The sequence below is a fragment of the Telluria antibiotica genome (genome assembly GCF_011682055.1).
Lineage (GTDB): Bacteria > Pseudomonadota > Gammaproteobacteria > Burkholderiales > Burkholderiaceae_D > Telluria > Telluria antibiotica.
Genome location: NZ_JAAQOM010000001.1, coordinates 682,419 through 698,339 on the forward strand (window position 1 = coordinate 682,419; position 15,921 = coordinate 698,339).

At 65.2% G+C, this 15,921-nt stretch carries 16 protein-coding genes; all 16 read right to left on the reverse strand.

The window, feature by feature from the left end; genetic code table 11:
* Positions 1-16: 16 nt before the first annotated feature.
* The 16 genes from HAV22_RS02765 to rpsB all read right to left on the reverse strand — a co-directional run bounded on the left by HAV22_RS02765 (position 17) and on the right by rpsB (position 15,745).
* Positions 17-805 (reverse strand): TrmH family RNA methyltransferase, encoded by a 789-nt coding sequence (locus HAV22_RS02765; RefSeq protein ID WP_166856207.1) that lies wholly within the window; start codon positions 803-805, stop codon positions 17-19.
* Entirely contained in the window at positions 802-1,458 is a 657-nt protein-coding gene (rnhB, locus tag HAV22_RS02770) for a ribonuclease HII (RefSeq protein ID WP_166856209.1), read from the reverse strand. Before rnhB ends, HAV22_RS02765 begins: the two co-directional genes overlap by 4 nt.
* The gene (gene lpxB, locus HAV22_RS02775) at positions 1,455-2,612 is read right to left on the reverse strand and encodes a lipid-A-disaccharide synthase (protein ID WP_371869509.1); all 1,158 of its coding nucleotides are present in this window, start codon (positions 2,610-2,612) and stop codon (positions 1,455-1,457) included. The genes rnhB and lpxB overlap by 4 nt, the downstream gene beginning before the upstream one ends.
* Positions 2,596-3,384 carry an acyl-ACP--UDP-N-acetylglucosamine O-acyltransferase gene (gene lpxA, locus HAV22_RS02780; protein ID WP_166856212.1) on the reverse strand — a complete coding sequence of 263 codons (789 nt, stop codon included), beginning with the start codon at positions 3,382-3,384 and terminating at the stop codon, positions 2,596-2,598. Before lpxA ends, lpxB begins: the two co-directional genes overlap by 17 nt.
* Positions 3,384-3,863 carry a 3-hydroxyacyl-ACP dehydratase FabZ gene (fabZ, locus tag HAV22_RS02785; protein ID WP_166856214.1) on the reverse strand — a complete coding sequence of 160 codons (480 nt, stop codon included), beginning with the start codon at positions 3,861-3,863 and terminating at the stop codon, positions 3,384-3,386. The genes lpxA and fabZ overlap by 1 nt, the downstream gene beginning before the upstream one ends.
* A complete protein-coding gene (lpxD, locus tag HAV22_RS02790; protein WP_166856216.1) occupies positions 3,860-4,918 on the reverse strand; it encodes a UDP-3-O-(3-hydroxymyristoyl)glucosamine N-acyltransferase in 1,059 nt (352 codons plus the stop codon). Before lpxD ends, fabZ begins: the two co-directional genes overlap by 4 nt.
* Positions 4,919-4,995: 77 nt before the next feature.
* Positions 4,996-5,520 (reverse strand): OmpH/Skp family outer membrane protein, encoded by a 525-nt coding sequence (locus HAV22_RS02795; protein WP_229421018.1) that lies wholly within the window; start codon positions 5,518-5,520, stop codon positions 4,996-4,998.
* 32 nt (positions 5,521-5,552) lie between these two features.
* The gene (gene bamA / locus HAV22_RS02800) at positions 5,553-7,913 is read right to left on the reverse strand and encodes an outer membrane protein assembly factor BamA (protein ID WP_166856218.1); all 2,361 of its coding nucleotides are present in this window, start codon (positions 7,911-7,913) and stop codon (positions 5,553-5,555) included.
* 123 nt (positions 7,914-8,036) lie between these two features.
* The gene (gene rseP, locus HAV22_RS02805; RefSeq protein ID WP_166856221.1) at positions 8,037-9,383 is read right to left on the reverse strand and encodes an RIP metalloprotease RseP; all 1,347 of its coding nucleotides are present in this window, start codon (positions 9,381-9,383) and stop codon (positions 8,037-8,039) included.
* Between the two features lie 34 nt (positions 9,384-9,417).
* Positions 9,418-10,587 carry a 1-deoxy-D-xylulose-5-phosphate reductoisomerase gene (gene ispC / locus HAV22_RS02810; RefSeq protein WP_166856223.1) on the reverse strand — a complete coding sequence of 390 codons (1,170 nt, stop codon included), beginning with the start codon at positions 10,585-10,587 and terminating at the stop codon, positions 9,418-9,420.
* Between the two features lie 97 nt (positions 10,588-10,684).
* A complete protein-coding gene (locus HAV22_RS02815; protein ID WP_166856225.1) occupies positions 10,685-11,512 on the reverse strand; it encodes a phosphatidate cytidylyltransferase in 828 nt (275 codons plus the stop codon).
* Positions 11,513-11,519: 7 nt separating this feature from the next.
* The gene (gene uppS, locus HAV22_RS02820) at positions 11,520-12,278 is read right to left on the reverse strand and encodes a polyprenyl diphosphate synthase (RefSeq protein ID WP_166856227.1); all 759 of its coding nucleotides are present in this window, start codon (positions 12,276-12,278) and stop codon (positions 11,520-11,522) included.
* A gap of 161 nt (positions 12,279-12,439) precedes the next feature.
* Entirely contained in the window at positions 12,440-13,000 is a 561-nt protein-coding gene (frr, locus tag HAV22_RS02825) for a ribosome recycling factor (RefSeq protein ID WP_166856229.1), read from the reverse strand.
* 27 nt (positions 13,001-13,027) lie between these two features.
* On the reverse strand, positions 13,028-13,744 hold the full coding sequence (gene pyrH, locus HAV22_RS02830) for a UMP kinase (RefSeq protein WP_036228558.1): 717 nt from the start codon (positions 13,742-13,744) through the stop codon (positions 13,028-13,030).
* 201 nt (positions 13,745-13,945) lie between these two features.
* Positions 13,946-14,854, reverse strand: a complete 909-nt coding sequence (gene tsf / locus HAV22_RS02835) for a translation elongation factor Ts (protein WP_166856231.1) — start codon at positions 14,852-14,854, stop codon at positions 13,946-13,948.
* Positions 14,855-14,998: 144 nt separating this feature from the next.
* Positions 14,999-15,745, reverse strand: coding sequence for a 30S ribosomal protein S2 (gene rpsB / locus HAV22_RS02840; RefSeq protein ID WP_166856233.1), 747 nt, complete (start codon positions 15,743-15,745; stop codon positions 14,999-15,001).
* Positions 15,746-15,921: the final 176 nt, after the last annotated feature.

Consider the following 15,921-nt stretch of genomic DNA (forward strand, 5'->3'; position numbering starts at 1 on the left):
GAACGGACGGTGGCGTCTATGGCTGGCGAACGGCGTGTTGTTGCCTCAGCTGTTCGAAGAAGCACACGGCCGCGCAGGCCGCCACGTTCAGCGATTCCACGGCGCCCGCGTGCGGGATGACGACGCGGTGGGTGGCCAGGTTCAGCAGCGCGTCCGACACGCCCTGCCCTTCGTGGCCCAGCAGCCAGGCGACGGGACGGGACAGGTCCACGTCGTAGATCCGTTCGCTCGCATAGCCGCTGGTCGCCAGCACGGGCACGCGCGCCGTGCGCACGACGCTTGCCAGGTCGACGTTTTCGAAGATCTCGAGCACGAAGTGGGCGCCCATCGCGGCGCGCAAGACCTTCGGCGACCAGATCGACGCCGTGCCGGGGCTGCAATACACCTGCCCGATGCCGGCCGCACCCGCGCTGCGCAGGATCGAGCCGGCATTGCCCGGGTCCTGCACGCCGTCCAGCAGCACGGCCGATCGGGTCAAGGCATCCGGCCGCTGCGGCCGCGGCGTCTCGACGAGGAACAGCAGATGGATGCCGTGTTCGACCTGCGACAGCGCGCCGAACAGCGCGTCCGGCAATGACGTGGCCGGCGCCGTCACGCGGTCGACGATGGCCGCCACCTCGGCATTGGCGAGCGCGCCTTCCGACACGATGCAGTGCGCGGGCTGGCCGACGAGGTCGAGGTACGCCTGGCACAGGTGCACGCCGTCCAGCAGCGAACGCCCCGCCTTGCGCAGCGCGTGGCTGCTGCCGGCGAGGTGTTTCAATTCCTTGTAAAACGGGTTGTCGCGCGACGTGATGCTCTTCATGCGAGCTCCGAAAACAGATCGGGCTCGATGAGCGCGCGGACCGGGGCAAAGCTGCGCCGATGGACGGGGCTGGGCCCATGCTCGCGCAGGCGCGCGAGGTGCAGCGCCGTCGAATAGCCCTTGTGCTGGTCGAACGCATACTGCGGATACGTGTCGTGCAGCGCGACCAGGGCGGCATCACGGGCCGTCTTCGCGAGGATCGACGCGGCGGAGATCGCGTGCACCTTGTCGTCGCCCTCGACGACCGCATGGGCGCGGATGTGGGGCGCGAACTGCGGGCAGCGGTTGCCGTCGATGAGGGCGATCGTGGGCACGGTCGCCAGTTGCTCGACGGCGCGGCGCATTGCCAGCATCGTCGCCTGCAGGATGTTCAGCGTGTCGATTTCCGCGTGCGAGCATTCGGCGATGGCCCAGGCCAGCGCGTGCGCCTTGATCAGCGGGGCCAGCTCGTCGCGGCGCGCTTCCGTCAGCTTCTTCGAATCGCGCAAGCCCTCGATCGGACGGGCCGGATCGAGGATCACGGCGGCCGCGAACACGGGGCCGGCCAGCGGCCCGCGCCCGGCCTCGTCCACGCCGCAGACGATGTCTTCCAGCGTGAACGGCCGGTTCTTCGGCGGCAGGCCGGGGTAGAAATCGAACTTCTTTTTTCTCATGCTTTGCCTATCACCTGCAGCACGGCGCGGGCGCTTTCGCGCGCGGAATCGCGCAGCAGGCTGTGATGCATTTCGGTGAAGCGTTCACTCAGCCTCGCCCGGTTGTTCTCGTCCGTCAGCTGGAACCAGACGGCGTCCGCCAGCGCCTGCGGTGTCGCCGCGTGCTGCAGGAATTCCGGCACGACGAAATCGCGCGCGAGGATGTTCGGCAGCCCGATCCACGGCAGGTAGCCCATGTTCTTGATGAGCATCCACTCCGCCTGCAAGACCTTGTACGCGATCACCATCGGCTTCTTGAACAGCGCCACTTCCAGCGTCGCCGTGCCGGACGCCGCCAGCACGGCGTCGGCCGCCGCGATGCACGCGTGCGACGCGCCGTCGACGAGCTGCAGCGGCACGTCCTGCAAACCGGCCTTCGCCACCAGCTCCTCAAGATACGCCTTCTGGCGCTCGCCCGCCATCGGCGCGATGAAGCGCAGCGACGGATCGCGCGCGGCCAGCAACTGCACGGTGCGCACGTACGGCTCCGTCAGGTACTTAATTTCCGACATGCGGCTGCCCGGCATGACGGTGACGACTTTCGCGTCTTCCGGCAGGCCGAGCTGGCGCCGCGCAGCGGCGACGTCGGGCACGAGCGGGATCGTCTCCGCGAGCGGATGGCCGATGTAGGTGACGGGCACGCCGGCCTTCTTGTAAATCTCTTCCTCGAACGGGAAGATCACGAGCATGTGCGACACGGCGCGCTGGATCTTCTTGATCCGGCCACCCCGCCACGCCCAGATCTGCGGGCCCACGAAGTGCACGGTCGGGATGCCGACCGCGCGCAGCTGCTCTTCCAGGCCCAGGTTGAAGCCGGGGTAGTCGGCGCCGATGAACGCGGCCGGCCGCTCGGCCAGCAGGCGGTCGCGCAGGCGGTTCTGGATGCCCTTCAGTTCGCGGTAGCGCAGCAGCACCGGCAGCAGGCCCCGCACGGTGAGCGTGTCCATCGGGACGTCGGAGACGAGGCCCTGCTCCAGCATGCGCGGGCCGCCGATGCCGGAAAAGGCGACGTCCGGCAGGTGCGGCTTCAGGCCCGCCATCAGGCGCGCGGCCAGCAGGTCGCCCGACAGTTCGCCGGCCACGAGGGCCAGCGACGTGTTAGCGGACGATGCCACGGGTCGTCGTGTCGAGGAAGTCGCGCATGGCGCGCAGCTGCGGCGCCGCATCGCCGGCGGCCGCTTCTTCTTCCGCCAGCTTCGCCTTTGCCTCTTCCAGCGTGAGGCCGGAACGGTAGATGTGCTTGTACGCGGCGCGGATCGCGTTGATCTGCTCGCGCGTGAACCCGCGGCGCTTGAGGCCCTCGATGTTCACGCCGTGCGCCTCGGCCGGGTTGCCGGAAACGAGGACGAACGGCGGCACGTCCTGCGTGAGGCTCGTGTACATGCCGATGAACGCGTGCGCGCCGATCTTGCAGAACTGGTGCACGCCGCAGTACCCGGACAGGATCGCCCAGTCGCCCACGTGCACGTGGCCCGCGAGCTGCGCGTTGTTCGAGAAGATCGTGTTGCTGCCGACCTGGCAATCGTGCGCGAGGTGCGTGTACGCGGACATCCAGTTGTCGTCGCCCAGGCGCGTCACGCCCGCGTCCTGCGCGGTGCCCAGGTTGAACGTGCAGAATTCGCGGATCGTGTTGCGGTCGCCGATGTCGAGGCGCGTCGGCTCGCCGGCCCACTTCTTGTCCTGCGGGGCAGCGCCCAGCGACGCGAACTGGAAGATGCGGTTGTCGCGGCCGATCGTCGTGTGGCCCTCGATGACGACGTGCGGCCCGACGACGGTGCCCGCGCCGATGCGCACGTCCGGCCCGATGATGGAGTACGGGCCGACTTCGACGGTGGAGTCCAGCTCCGCCTTCGGGTCGACGATCGCGCTCGGGTGGACCTTGCTCATCACTGCCCCGCTTTTTCGTTCGCCCTGATGGTGCACATCAGTTCCGCTTCAACGGCGACCTTGCCTTCGACGCTGGCGACGGCCTTGTACTTCCAGATCCCGCGCGACGTGCGCACGATCTCGACGTCCATCTTGAGCTGGTCGCCCGGCTCGACGGGACGCTTGAAGCGCGCGTTGTCGATGCCGACGAAGTACACGACGGAGTTCTCGTCCGGCTTGACGTTCATGGTCATGAACGACAGGATCGCGGCCGTCTGCGCCAGCGCTTCGATCATCAGCACGCCCGGCATCACGGGCTTGTGCGGGAAGTGGCCGTTGAAGAATTCCTCGTTGACGGTGACGTTCTTGATGGCGGTGATGGTCTTGCCGATCTCGTAGTCGACCACGCGGTCCACCAGCAGCAGCGGATAGCGGTGCGGCAGGTATTCCTTGATCTCGTTGATGCCCAGGGTTTTATTTGTCGTAGTTTCGGTTGTCATTTTTCTTCTGGTGCTTCCGTCAGTTGTTTGATCTGTTTTTCCAGGCTGCGCATCTTCTCGCGCAGCGAGGACAGGTTGCGCACGATGGCGGCGCTCTTTTCCCATTCGGCGTTCTTGGCGAGCGGATAAAAGCCCGTGTACTGCCCCGGTTCGAGCACGGAACGCGACACCATGCTGCCCGACGAGATATGGACGTTGTCCGCGATTTCCAGGTGCCCCAGCACCATCGCCGCGCCGCCGAACGTGCAATTCTTGCCGATCTTGGCGCTGCCCGCTACCCCCACGCAGCCTGCCATCGCCGTGTTCGCGCCGATGCGGCAGTTGTGGCCGATCTGGATCTGGTTGTCGAGCTTCACGCCATCCTCGATCACGGTATCGTCGAGCGCACCGCGGTCGATGGTCGTGTTGGCGCCCACGTCGACGTCGTCGCCCAGCAGCACGCGGCCCGTCTGCGGGATCTTGATGTACACGCCGTTCTCGCGCGCGAAGCCGAAGCCGTCGGTGCCGATCACGGCGCCCGAGTGCAGGATGCCGCGCTTGCCGATCTTGCAGCGCGCATGGAAGGTCACGTTCGCGAACAAGTGCGTGTCGGCGCCGATCTCCGCCTCGCGGCCGACGAAGCAGCCCGCGTCGATCCGGACGCCGGCACCGATCACGGCGCCCGCCTCCACCGTCGCGTTCGGACCGATGGTCGCCGTCGGGTCGACCTGCGCCGTCTCGTCCACGACGGCACTCCTGTGGATGCCGGCCGGCGGCACGTACTCGTCCAGCGCCACGAAGTACTGGGCGGCGCGGGCGAAATAGGCGTAGGGGTTTGTCGTGATGATGCGTGCGCCGGCATATGTGGTGGCGACGGTGGCGTCGTCCAGCGGCGAGACGATCAGCGCGGCCGCGTTGCTTTGTGCCGCGAGTGCGCGCAGTTTGCTGTTGCTGAGAAAGCTGATGTGCGAAGCGCCGGCGCTGTCGAGCGGTGCGATGCCCTGAACCTCGAGGTTCGGGTCACCCACCAGCTGCCCACCGAAGCGTTCGACCAAATCACCCAGTCGAGTGCCCATCGTGGTCGTTCCGTAAAAGAAGTAAAAATTGCCGGCCGCTCATCGAGCCGGCCGGCATCGGGGGAGCCGCGTGCGGCTCACTTGTCGAGCAGTTTGAGGATGCGGTCGGTGATGTCGACGCGCGGGCTGGTCCAGATGGCTTCCTGCAGCACGACGTCGAGGTGATCCTGCTCGGCCACCTGTTCGATCAGTTTATAGGCTTTCTGGGCGATGGCGGCGCGCTCCTCGTTCTTGCGCTGGAACAGGTCCTCGTTGTACTCGCGCTGCATACGCTGTACGTCCTTTTCCATGTCGAGCAGTTCGCGCGTACGCTTCGTGCGGTCGACGTCGGACAGTTTCGGCGCTTCGTCGTCGAACTTCTCGCGGCTCTGCTTGTACTTCTGCACGGCGTCGTCGAGCTGTTTCTGGCGCTTCGAGAATTCCGACTGCAGCTTCGCGTCCGCCGCCTTGGCCAGCTTGGACTCCGTCATCAGGCGTTCCGTGTACACGAAGCCGATGCGGCTGGTGGCGGTCTGCGCCGACGCCTGCGCCATCGCACCGGCGCACAACAGCGCCAGCGCGAGGCTGCGCGGCAACGAGGCTAACGATTTTTTCAACATCATTCTTCGCAATCCTTGTTTCGGCGATGGGTCGATCAGAAACCGGTACCCATCTGGAACTGGAAGCGCTCCAGGCGGTCGCCCGGCTTCGCGTTCAAGGGCTTAGCATAACTCAACTTCAGCGGACCCACCGGCGAAATCCACGACAGGCCGATACCCGCCGAGTAGCGCAGCTGCGACGTGCGGATCGGCTCGTGCTCCTGGTAGATCTGGCCCGTGTCGGCGAAAGTGAACCAGCGCAGCGAGCGGTCCTGGCCGCTGCCCGGGAACGGGAACTGCAGCTCGGCATTGCCGATGACGCGCTTGGCGCCGCCCAGGGCGTCGTACGTGCGCGGGTCGACGATACCCAGCGACGAGCTCTCGTAGCCGCGCACGGAACCGATGCCGCCGCCGTAGAAGTTCTTGAAGACCGGGTACGCGTGGCCACCGAGGCCCGCGCCGTAGTCCAGTTCACCCTTCAGCGCCAGGGTCATCCAGCGCGTGATCGGGCGGTACCACTGGTGTTCGTAGATCATGCGGTAGTACTTGGCGTCGCCGACCGCGTCGATCTCGAGGTTGGCGCGCTGGTAGCGGCCGCGCGTTGGGGTGATCGCGGAGTCGCGCGAATCGCGGCCCCATGCCACCGTCAGCGGGATGGCGTTGGTCGTTGCCTCGCCGATGCCCGTCGCCTTCGCCGTCGCGTCCTTCGAGTTCTGCATCACGAACTGCTTGTACAGCGTGGGCGAGCTCTCGTCCGTCTCCAGGCGCGTGCGTTCGAGGCCCGCGCCGAAGTAGACGGTGTCGATTTCCGAGAACGGCACGCCGAACGTCAGGTTGCCGCCCTGCTGGCGCACGGTGTACGAACCGATGTTCAGCGCCGGCGGACGCGACGTGCGCAGGTACAGCTGGAATGCGCGCGAGATGCCGTCGTCCGTGAAGTACGGATTCGTCTGCGCGAACGAGATCGTGCGGTTGTAGTGGCTCGTGTTCAGTTCGATGCCGACCGTGTTGCCGCTGCCGGCGAAGTTGGCCTGCGTGATGGACGCGGTGAACGTGAATTTCTCCGCCTGCGAGAACGCGCCGCCGACCATGAAGTTACCGGTGGGTTTTTCGACGACGGCGATGTTCACGTCCACGGCATCGTTCGTGCCCTGCGCTTCCGGCGTCTCCACCGTCACGTCCTTGAAGTAGCCGAGGCGGTCGACGCGGTCGCGCGACAGCTTCACCCGGTTCGGGTCGTACCACGAGCTCTCGAACTGGCGGAATTCGCGACGGATCACTTCGTCGCGCGTGATCGTGTTGCCCGAGATGGTCATGTGGCGTACGTACGCCCGCTTGCCCGGATCGACGAAGAACGTGAATGCGACTTCGCGCTTCTCGCGGTTGATCTCGGGGTTCGCCGTGACGTTCGCGAACGCGTAGCCGAAGCTCGCGAGGCGGTCGGCGATACGCTTGTTCGACGCTTCCTGCAGGTCGCCGGAATAGGTCTGGCCCGGCTTCAGGAGGATCAGGCTCTTAAGCTCCTGCTCGCGGCCGAACATCTCCCCGTCCATCTTGATGCCGGAGACGGTGTACTTCTCGCCCTCCGTGATGTTGATGGTGAGGTAGATGTCCTTCTTGTCCGGCGTGATCGAGACCTGGGTGGACTCGACGTTCACTTCCAGGTAGCCGTGATTCAGGTACCACGACTTGATGGTCTCCAGGTCGCCGGTCAGCTTCTGCTTCGAGTACTGGTCGGCCTTCGAATACCACGTGAGCCAGCCGGACGTGTTCAGTTGCAGCAGCTGGCGCAGCTCCTTGTCGGAGAACGCCTTGTTGCCGACGATGTTGATCTGCTTGATCTTGGCGACGTCGCCCTCGTCCACGTTGAACATGATGTTCACGCGGTTGCGCTCGATCGGGGTGACGGTCGTCGTGATCTTGACGCCGTACAGGCCGTGCGACAGGTACTGGCGCTTCAATTCCTGCTCGGCGCGGTCGACGGATGCCTTGTCGAAGATCTTGGTCTCGCCGACGCCGATTTCCTTCAGCGCCTTCACGAGCATGTCCTTCTCGAATTCCTTGGTGCCCGTGAACTCGACGGCCGCGATGGCGGGACGTTCCTCGACCAGCACCACGAGCACGCCGTTTTCCTCTTCCAGGCGGATGTCCTTGAAGAAGCCGGTGGCGTACAGCGCCTTGATCGCGGCCGTGCCCTTGTCGTCATCGAAGGTTTCGCCCACGCGCACCGGCAGGTAGCTGAACACCGTGCCTGCCTCGGTGCGCTGGATGCCTTCGACCCGGATGTCCTTCACGACGAAGGGAGCGACGGCGGCGGCATGGCCGGCACAGAGGGCCAGCACGGCGGCGCCGATCAAGCTGCGACGGGAGGGCAAGGCAAAACGCGGATGGGCAAAACGTTCGGGTTGTAAATTCATCGGTTAGATCAATGGGTCAGTCATTGGACAACGTTACGTGTGCTACGCCGGGGCTTGTACCACCTAAGCCGGACGCTCCGATGCCCGCCGCGGACGCAGCGTACATATCGGAGTGCCGTGTGTTCAGAGCAGTCGCACCAGGTCGTTGAAGACGGCAAGCGCCATCAGCATGAACAGCAGGCCTACCCCGGCACGCTGCGCGATCTCGCCGATCCGCGCGGGCAAGGGTCGCCCGGTCAAAACTTCCAGCGAATAATACAGCAAATGGCCACCGTCCAGAACGGGAATTGGTAACAGATTCATTACACCCAGGCTGATCGAGATGAATGCGATGAACTCGAGGAAGGGCTCGACGCCCGAGCGTGCCGTCTGTCCGGCCACGTCCGCGATCGTGATCGGGCCCGTCACGTTTTTCAGCGAGACCTCGCCCACGATCATCTTCGCGATCATCTTGACGGTCAGCGCGCTCGTTTCCCACGTGCGCTTGGCGCCCTTCGCGACCGCCTCCAGCGGGCCCGCCTGCACCGTCACCAGCTCCGGCGCCTGCGCAATCATCGCCTTCACGATGCCCTTGCCCGATTGCGGGTCGCGGTCGGGCGTCACCGGCAGCACGACCTGATCCGCGCCGCGCAGCACGCCGACCTGCAGCGTCTTGCCGGCCGCGCCGCGCACGGCCTCGATGAACGCGATGCCGTCGACGACGGGCTTGCCGTCGATCGTCGTCACGAGGTCGCCCTGGCGCAGGCCCGCGCGCGCGGCGGGGCCGTCCGGCAGGACCTTCTCGATCGTCGGCCGCGGGCGCCACATCTGCATGCCGAGCACGCCCAGCACGTCGCCGTCCACGTCGAGCGCCGCCATGCGGTCGGCCGGCAGCACGGCGCGGTACGGCGCCGAATCGGCCACGGGGCCGCGCAACGCGAGTTCGGCCGCATGCTTGTCGACGGCGGCGCGCACCAGTTCCCAGCGCAGTTCCGTCCACGATTGCACGGGGCGGCCATTGACCGCCGTGACGACGTCGCCGCCGCGCACGCCCGCCTGGTACACGGCGGACGCCGGCGCCATCGGCCGCAGCCGGGTGCCCGGCTCCTCCTTCCCGTGCATGAACAACGCGGCCATCAGGAAGATGGCGAGGATGAAGTTGGCGACGGGGCCCGCCGCCACGATGGCGATGCGCTTCCACACGTTCTGGCGCGTGAATTCGCGCGGCAGGTCGGCGTCGTTGGTGGGCGCCGTCGCGGGGTCGCGCGCGTCGAGCATCTTGACGTAGCCGCCGATCGGCAGCGCCGAGATGGCCCATTCCGTCTGGTCCGGGCCGAAGCGGCGCGACCACACGATGCGTCCCATGCCGATCGAGAAACGCAGCACTTTCACGCCGCACAGCCGCGCGACGACATAGTGCCCCAGTTCGTGGAAGATGATCAGGGGCCCCAGGGCCAACAGGAACGCCAGCAGGGTGTGGATCAGGTTCATGACTTTCTCCCGTCAGGGCCCGCTCGAAATCGTATTACGACGCATGCACGATGCGTTCGGCCGCGGCGCGGGCACGCGCGTCCTGGGCCATCACGGCCTCGATGCTGGTGGCCGCGCCGTGCGGATTCTCGTCCATCACGCGGCGCACGACGCGGTCGATGTCGCGGAAGCCGATGCGCCGGTCCAGGAACGCCTGCACCGCCACTTCGTTCGCCGCGTTCAGCAGCGCCGGCGCCGTGCCGCCCGCGCGCAGCGCGTCGAAGGCGAGCGCGAGGCACGGGAAGCGGTCGAAGTCGGGCTTGTGGAAGGCGAGCGCGGCCCACTGCGTCAGGTCGAGCTGCTCGACGCCGGACGCGATGCGTTCCGGGTACGCGAGCGCGTGGGCGATCGGGGTGCGCATGTCGGGGTTGCCGAGCTGCGCCAGCACGGAGCCGTCGACGTACGACACCATCGAGTGGATCACGCTTTGCGGGTGGATCACCACCTCGATGCGGTCGGCCGGTGCGCCGAACAGCCAGTGCGCCTCGATCACTTCGAGGCCCTTGTTCATCATCGTCGCGGAGTCGACGGAGATCTTGCGGCCCATCGACCAGTTCGGATGCTTGCACGCCTCTTCCGGCGTGACGGCTTCCAGCGTCTCGACGGCGCGCTGCAGGAACGGGCCGCCGGAAGCCGTCAGCAGGATCTTCGCGACGCCGGCAGCGTCCGGCGAGCGTCCATACGTGCCCGGCAGCGACTGGAAGATCGCGTTGTGCTCGGAATCGATGGGGAGCAAGGTGGCCTTGTGCTCCTTCACGGCGTCCATGAACAGCTGGCCCGACATCACGAGCGCTTCCTTGTTCGCCAGCAGGATCTTCTTGCCCGCGCGCGCGGCCGCGAGCGCGGGCGCGAGGCCGGCGGCGCCGACGATCGCGGCCATCACGGTGTCGGTGTCGGGGCTGGAAGCGATCTCGCACAGCGCCGCCTCACCATGGGCGACGTCGATCGGCAGCCCGGCCAACAGGTCGCGCAGGCGCGCCGCCGCCGCCGCCGTGCCGACGACGGCGCGCTGCGGGCGGAACACGCGGCATTGCGCGGCGAGCGCGTCCACGCGTTCGTGCGCGCTCAAGGCGTAGACGCGGTATTTGTCCGGATGACGCGCGAGCACGTCGAGGGTCGAGACGCCGATGGAGCCGGTGGCGCCCAGAATAGTGATGCGTTGCATGTTGCGTTCCATTGTCAGGGTCGTCCCATGGCGTTAAGGGATTCTGGCACGGCAGGCGCCGCAGCGGCGCCGCCCTGTCCGAACGACCTGGTGTGTGTTACAGCCGCGCCCCGATCAGCGCGGCGAGCGGCAGCACGGGGACGAGCGCGTCGATCCGGTCGAGCACGCCGCCGTGGCCCGGCAGCAGGTTGCTGCTGTCCTTCATGCCGGCGCGCCGCTTGAGCTGGGATTCGAACAGGTCGCCGACGATGCTGGCCGCGACCATCAGCACGAGCACCACGACGAGCGCCGGCCAGCCGTAGCGATGCTGGACGGCCGCGGCGAACGTGTTCGCAAAGGCGTCGCCGCCGAACTGCACGGACAAGCCGGCCAGCACGAGCACGGCGATGCCGCCACCGATCGCGCCTTCCCACGATTTGCCGGGCGAGATCGATGGCGCGAGCTTGCGCTTGCCGAACGCCTTGCCGGAGAAGTAGGCGCCGATGTCGGCCACCCACACGATCGCGAGCACGGACAGCAGGAACACGGGCGAGTGCGAATACAGGGCGACGATGGACGCGAAGCAGCCGACGACGGCGAACGCGTACACGAGCGACAGCAGCGTGTTCGCGGGCGTGTGCAGCGGCGGCAGGCCGATCTTCAGCGACGGCGCGAACCGCGCGATCCACAGCGCCACGCTCAGCGCGGCCCAGAACGACAGGTTCGTGTGCCCCGTGAACACGGCCATCGCGAAGACGGCGGCCCAGACCAGCGCGATCACGTGCGCGTTGTGCGTGTCTGGGTTGAACAGCCGGAAGCATTCCCAGATGGCGGCGCCGAAGAACACCGTCGCCACCACCGCGAACGCCATGTAGTTGTTGAAGTAGAGGACCGGCAGCAGGACTGCCAGCAGCACGACGGCGGTAATGACGCGGGTTCTGAGCATCAGGTATTCAGCCTTGTTTAGCCGTGTTGGCGACTTGTTCGCCGGTGCGGCCGAAGCGGCGTTCCCGGCTCTGGTAGGACGCGATCGCCGTGTCGAGCGACTCGGGCGAGAAGTCCGGCCAGAAGGTGTCGGTGAAGTACAGCTCGGAATACGCGAGCTGCCATAGGAGGAAGTTCGAGATGCGCTCTTCGCCGCCCGTGCGGATGAACAGGTCGGGCTCGGGCGCGTAGGCCATCGCCAGGTGCGGGGCCAGCATCTCTTCGGTGTACTCGGTCACGCCCGGATTCGCGGCGACCATCTTGCCGGTTGCCTGCATGATGTCCCAGCGGCCGCCGTAGTTGGCGCAGATGGTGACGGTCAGGCGGCTGTTGTTCGCGGTGCGGCGCTCGGCGTTGGCGATCATGTCCTGCAGCTTAGGCGCGAAGCGCGACAAATCGCCCACGACCTTCAGGCGGATGTTATTCGCGTGCATCTTGGACACTTCGCGCTCGAGCGCCGTAACGAACAGGCCCATCAGGTAGGACACTTCGTCCGCGGGACGGCGCCAGTTTTCCGACGAAAACGCGAACAGGGTCAGGTATTCCACGCCACGGTCCACGCACGCCTCGACGATCTTGCGCACGGCGTCCACGCCCTTGACGTGGCCGGCCACACGGGGCAGCAGGCGCTTGGTCGCCCAGCGGCCGTTGCCGTCCATGATGATGGCGATGTGGCGCGGCACCGTCGGCGCTTCGGGAACTGCGGTGGTCGAACTTTTGAAAATCATAAATGGACTGCGAAAAGACTGCAAAGGATCACGGTCGCCGTCCGCCGGACGACTGCGAAGACGGCGACTGAAAAAGGTGGAACGGACCGGTCAGGCCTAGCCTGCCGGTCCGACGTCCACAACGATACCCGCGACCCGAGGGCGCCGCAATACGTATCGGCTTAAACGGTCATCACTTCTTTTTCTTTTTCGGCAACGAGCTTGTCGATGTCGACGACGGCCTTGTCGGTCATCTTCTGCACGTCGTCCTGGGCGCGGCGCTCGTCGTCTTCCGAGATCGCCTTGTCCTTGACCAGCTTCTTCAGCTGTTCGTTGGCGTCGCGGCGCACGTTGCGGACGGCGATCTTCGCGTCTTCCGCTTCCGACTTGCACAGCTTGACCATTTCCTTGCGGCGCTCTTCCGTCAGCGCCGGCGTCGGCACGCGGACCATCTCGCCGAACGTCGACGGATTCAGGCCCAGGTCCGATTCGCGGATCGCCTTTTCGATGACGTTCAGCATTTTCTTTTCATACGGCTGGACGCCGATCGTGCGGGCGTCGATCAAGGTCAGGTTGGCGACCATCGGCAGCGCGGTCGGCGAGCCGTAGTAGTCGACCATCACGTGGTCCAGGATGCCGGTGTGGGCGCGGCCGGTGCGAACCTTGGCCAGATTGCTTCTCAGGGTCTCGATGGATTTCGCCATCTTGTCCTGGGCACTTTTTTTAACGTCAGCGACGGACATGCTGCTCTCCTGTCTTTCTATAAATGATTAAACGTGTACGAGTGTACCCTCGTCCTCGCCCATGATCACGCGCTTGAGCGCACCCGGCTTGACGATCGAGAACACCTTGATCGGCAGCTTCTGGTCGCGGCACAGGGCGAACGCCGTGGCGTCCATCACCTGCAGGTGCTTGGCGATCGCTTCGTCGAACGAGATCTGTTCGTAGCGGGTCGCGTGCGGGTCCTTCTTCGGATCGGCAGTATATACGCCATCGACCTTGGTTGCCTTCAGGACGATCTCGGCCGAGATTTCCGAGCCGCGCAGCGCGGCGGCCGTGTCGGTGGTGAAGAACGGGTTGCCGGTGCCGGCGGCGAACACGACGACCTTGCCCTCTTCCAGGTATTGCAGCGCCTTCGGGCGCACGTACGGCTCGACCACCTGCTCGATGCCGATCGCGGACATCACGCGGGCGGTGATGCCCTGCTGGCGCATGGCGTCGGCCAGCGCGAGCGCATTCATCACGGTGGCCAGCATCCCCATGTAGTCGGCCGTCGCGCGGTCCATGCCTTGCGCGCCAGGCGCCACGCCGCGGAAGATGTTGCCGCCGCCAATCACCACAGCCAGTTCCACACCCAGCTTCGACACTTCCGCAACGTCGGCAACCATGCGCTCGATGGTGGCGCGGTTGATGCCAAACGGATCGTCGCCCATCAGCGCTTCGCCAGACAGTTTGAGGAGGACTCGTTGGTAGGCTGGTTTTGTCATGAATGGGGCTCCTGTGATCATTGAATGTTTCGAATTCGGTACTGCTGACGTAGGGTGGGCTCCCCTGAGCCCACGCGGAACGCCATGCCGCTACAAGCATGATGTTCGCATGACGCCAACGTGACGCATATGTCATGCGTGGGCACGGGGTGCCCACCCTACGACCGTTACAAAAACGGGCCTTGCGGCCCGTTCTGTTTATTACTGCTTGGCGGCAGCCATCTGGGCTGCGACCTCTGCTGCGAAGTCGTCGACTTTCTTCTCGATGCCTTCGCCGACCACGTACATCGTGAACGCTTTCACGGTGGTGTTGGCGGCCTTCAGCATCTGTTCCACGCTCTGCTTGTCGTTCTTCACGAAAGCCTGGTTGAACAGCGACACTTCCTTCAGGTACTTCTGCACCGAACCGTCGATACGCTTGGCGACGATCTCGGCCGACTGCGGCTGCTTGCCTTCGGCGACGGCCTTGTCGGCGTCTTCCTTGGCTTTCAGCTGAGCAACCGAACGCTCTTTCTCGATCAGCTCGGCCGGCACTTGCTCAGCCGACAGGGAGACCGGCTTCATCGCGGCGATGTGCATGGCGACGTCCTTGCCGACTTGCTCGTCGGCGCCATCGTAGTCGACGATCACGCCGATGCGCGAGCCGTGCAGGTACGAAGCCAGCTTGCCGGTCGTTTCGAAGCGCTGGAAACGGCGAACCGTCATATTCTCGCCGATTTTACCGATCAGTGCCGTACGCACGTCGTCGAAGGTCTTGCCGTCGACCGGCAGCGCGGCCAGGGCAGCGACGTCGGCCGGGTTGTTCTCGGCAACCAGCTTGGCAGCCAGGTTGGCCATGGCCATGAACTCGTCGTTCTTGGCGACGAAGTCGGTTTCGCTGTTGATTTCCACCAGCGCGCCGATGTTGCCGGCGACGTAGGCCGTCACGACGCCTTCGGCCGTGATGCGCGATGCCGCTTTCGATGCCTTGCCGCCCAGCTTGACGCGCAGGATCTCTTCGGCACGCGCCATGTCGCCATCGGCTTCGTTCAGTGCCTTCTTGCATTCCATCATCGGTGCGTCGGTCTTCGCGCGCAGTTCGCCCACCATCGCTGCAGTAATCGCTGCCATGTCATTTCTCCTAATATCGGAGCAAGCCGTCGATGCGACGTCTTGCAAAATTGTTGATCTGTCCAGGAATTGCTTGCAAAAAGGGGCGCTCGATCTTAGGCTCGGCGCCCCTTTACTGCTCAGCGGGCCAGGGCCCGCCGGGAATTAAGCTTGCTCGGAAACTTCGACGAAGTCGTCGGCCGACTTGACCATCTCGACCACTTCGTTCGACGCGTTCGCACGGCCTTCCAGGATCGCATCGGCGACGCCGCGTGCGTACAGGGTGATGGCCTTCGACGAGTCGTCGTTACCCGGGATGACGTGCGTCACGCCTTCCGGCGAGTGGTTGGTGTCGACCACGCCGATGACCGGAATGCCCAGCTTGCCGGCTTCCGTGACGGCGCCCTTGTGGTAGCCGACGTCCACGACGAAGATCGCGTCCGGCACGCCCTGCAGGTCCTTGATGCCGCCGATCGATTTCTGCAGCTTTTCCAGTTCGCGCGAGAACATCAGCGCTTCTTTCTTGCTCATCTTCTCGACTTCACCCGACTCGATGGCGGCTTCCATGTCCTTCAGGCGCTTGATCGAGGTCTTGATGGTCTTGAAGTTGGTCAGCATGCCGCCCAGCCAGCGCTGGTCGACGTACGGCACACCGGCGCGCTGCGCTTCGGCGGCGATGATGTCGCGAGCCTGGCGCTTCGTGCCCACCAGCAGGATCGTGCCGCGGTTGGCGGCGATCTGCTTGATGGTCTTCATCGCATCCTGGTACATCGCCATGGTTTTTTCCAGGTTGATGATGTGGATCTTGTTGCGATGACCGAAGATGAACGGGGCCATTTTCGGGTTCCAGAAACGGGTCTGGTGGCCGAAGTGAACACCGGCTTCCAGCATTTCGCGCATAGTGACAGACATTGTAATTCTCCAGGGTTGGTTCTTGAATGACGGCCAGTCCACCCTTGACGGGCACCCTTGTCGACCGCATTCGCGATTTAAAAATGAGACCGTGGCTTGAAACCATCAAAACACGGCTTTTCACGAGCTTGCCCGATACGAACACGAGCAACCCGAGATTCTAGCGGGATTTGACA

Bases quoted from the DNA above. Each gene is read 5' to 3' on its own strand.
- HAV22_RS02765 (WP_166856207.1), bottom strand. From the start codon at position 805: ATGAAGAGCATCACGTCGCGCGACAACCCGTTTTACAAGGAATTGAAA.
- rnhB (WP_166856209.1), bottom strand. From the start codon at position 1,458: ATGAGAAAAAAGAAGTTCGATTTCTACCCCGGCCTGCCGCCGAAGAAC.
- lpxA (WP_166856212.1), bottom strand. From the start codon at position 3,384: ATGAGCAAGGTCCACCCGAGCGCGATCGTCGACCCGAAGGCGGAGCTG.
- fabZ (WP_166856214.1), bottom strand. From the start codon at position 3,863: ATGACAACCGAAACTACGACAAATAAAACCCTGGGCATCAACGAGATC.
- lpxD (WP_166856216.1), bottom strand. From the start codon at position 4,918: ATGGGCACTCGACTGGGTGATTTGGTCGAACGCTTCGGTGGGCAGCTG.
- HAV22_RS02795 (WP_229421018.1), bottom strand. From the start codon at position 5,520: ATGATGTTGAAAAAATCGTTAGCCTCGTTGCCGCGCAGCCTCGCGCTG.
- bamA (WP_166856218.1), bottom strand. From the start codon at position 7,913: ATGAATTTACAACCCGAACGTTTTGCCCATCCGCGTTTTGCCTTGCCC.
- rseP (WP_166856221.1), bottom strand. From the start codon at position 9,383: ATGAACCTGATCCACACCCTGCTGGCGTTCCTGTTGGCCCTGGGGCCC.
- ispC (WP_166856223.1), bottom strand. From the start codon at position 10,587: ATGCAACGCATCACTATTCTGGGCGCCACCGGCTCCATCGGCGTCTCG.
- HAV22_RS02815 (WP_166856225.1), bottom strand. From the start codon at position 11,512: ATGCTCAGAACCCGCGTCATTACCGCCGTCGTGCTGCTGGCAGTCCTG.
- uppS (WP_166856227.1), bottom strand. From the start codon at position 12,278: ATGATTTTCAAAAGTTCGACCACCGCAGTTCCCGAAGCGCCGACGGTG.
- frr (WP_166856229.1), bottom strand. From the start codon at position 13,000: ATGTCCGTCGCTGACGTTAAAAAAAGTGCCCAGGACAAGATGGCGAAA.
- pyrH (WP_036228558.1), bottom strand. From the start codon at position 13,744: ATGACAAAACCAGCCTACCAACGAGTCCTCCTCAAACTGTCTGGCGAA.
- tsf (WP_166856231.1), bottom strand. From the start codon at position 14,854: ATGGCAGCGATTACTGCAGCGATGGTGGGCGAACTGCGCGCGAAGACC.
- rpsB (WP_166856233.1), bottom strand. From the start codon at position 15,745: ATGTCTGTCACTATGCGCGAAATGCTGGAAGCCGGTGTTCACTTCGGC.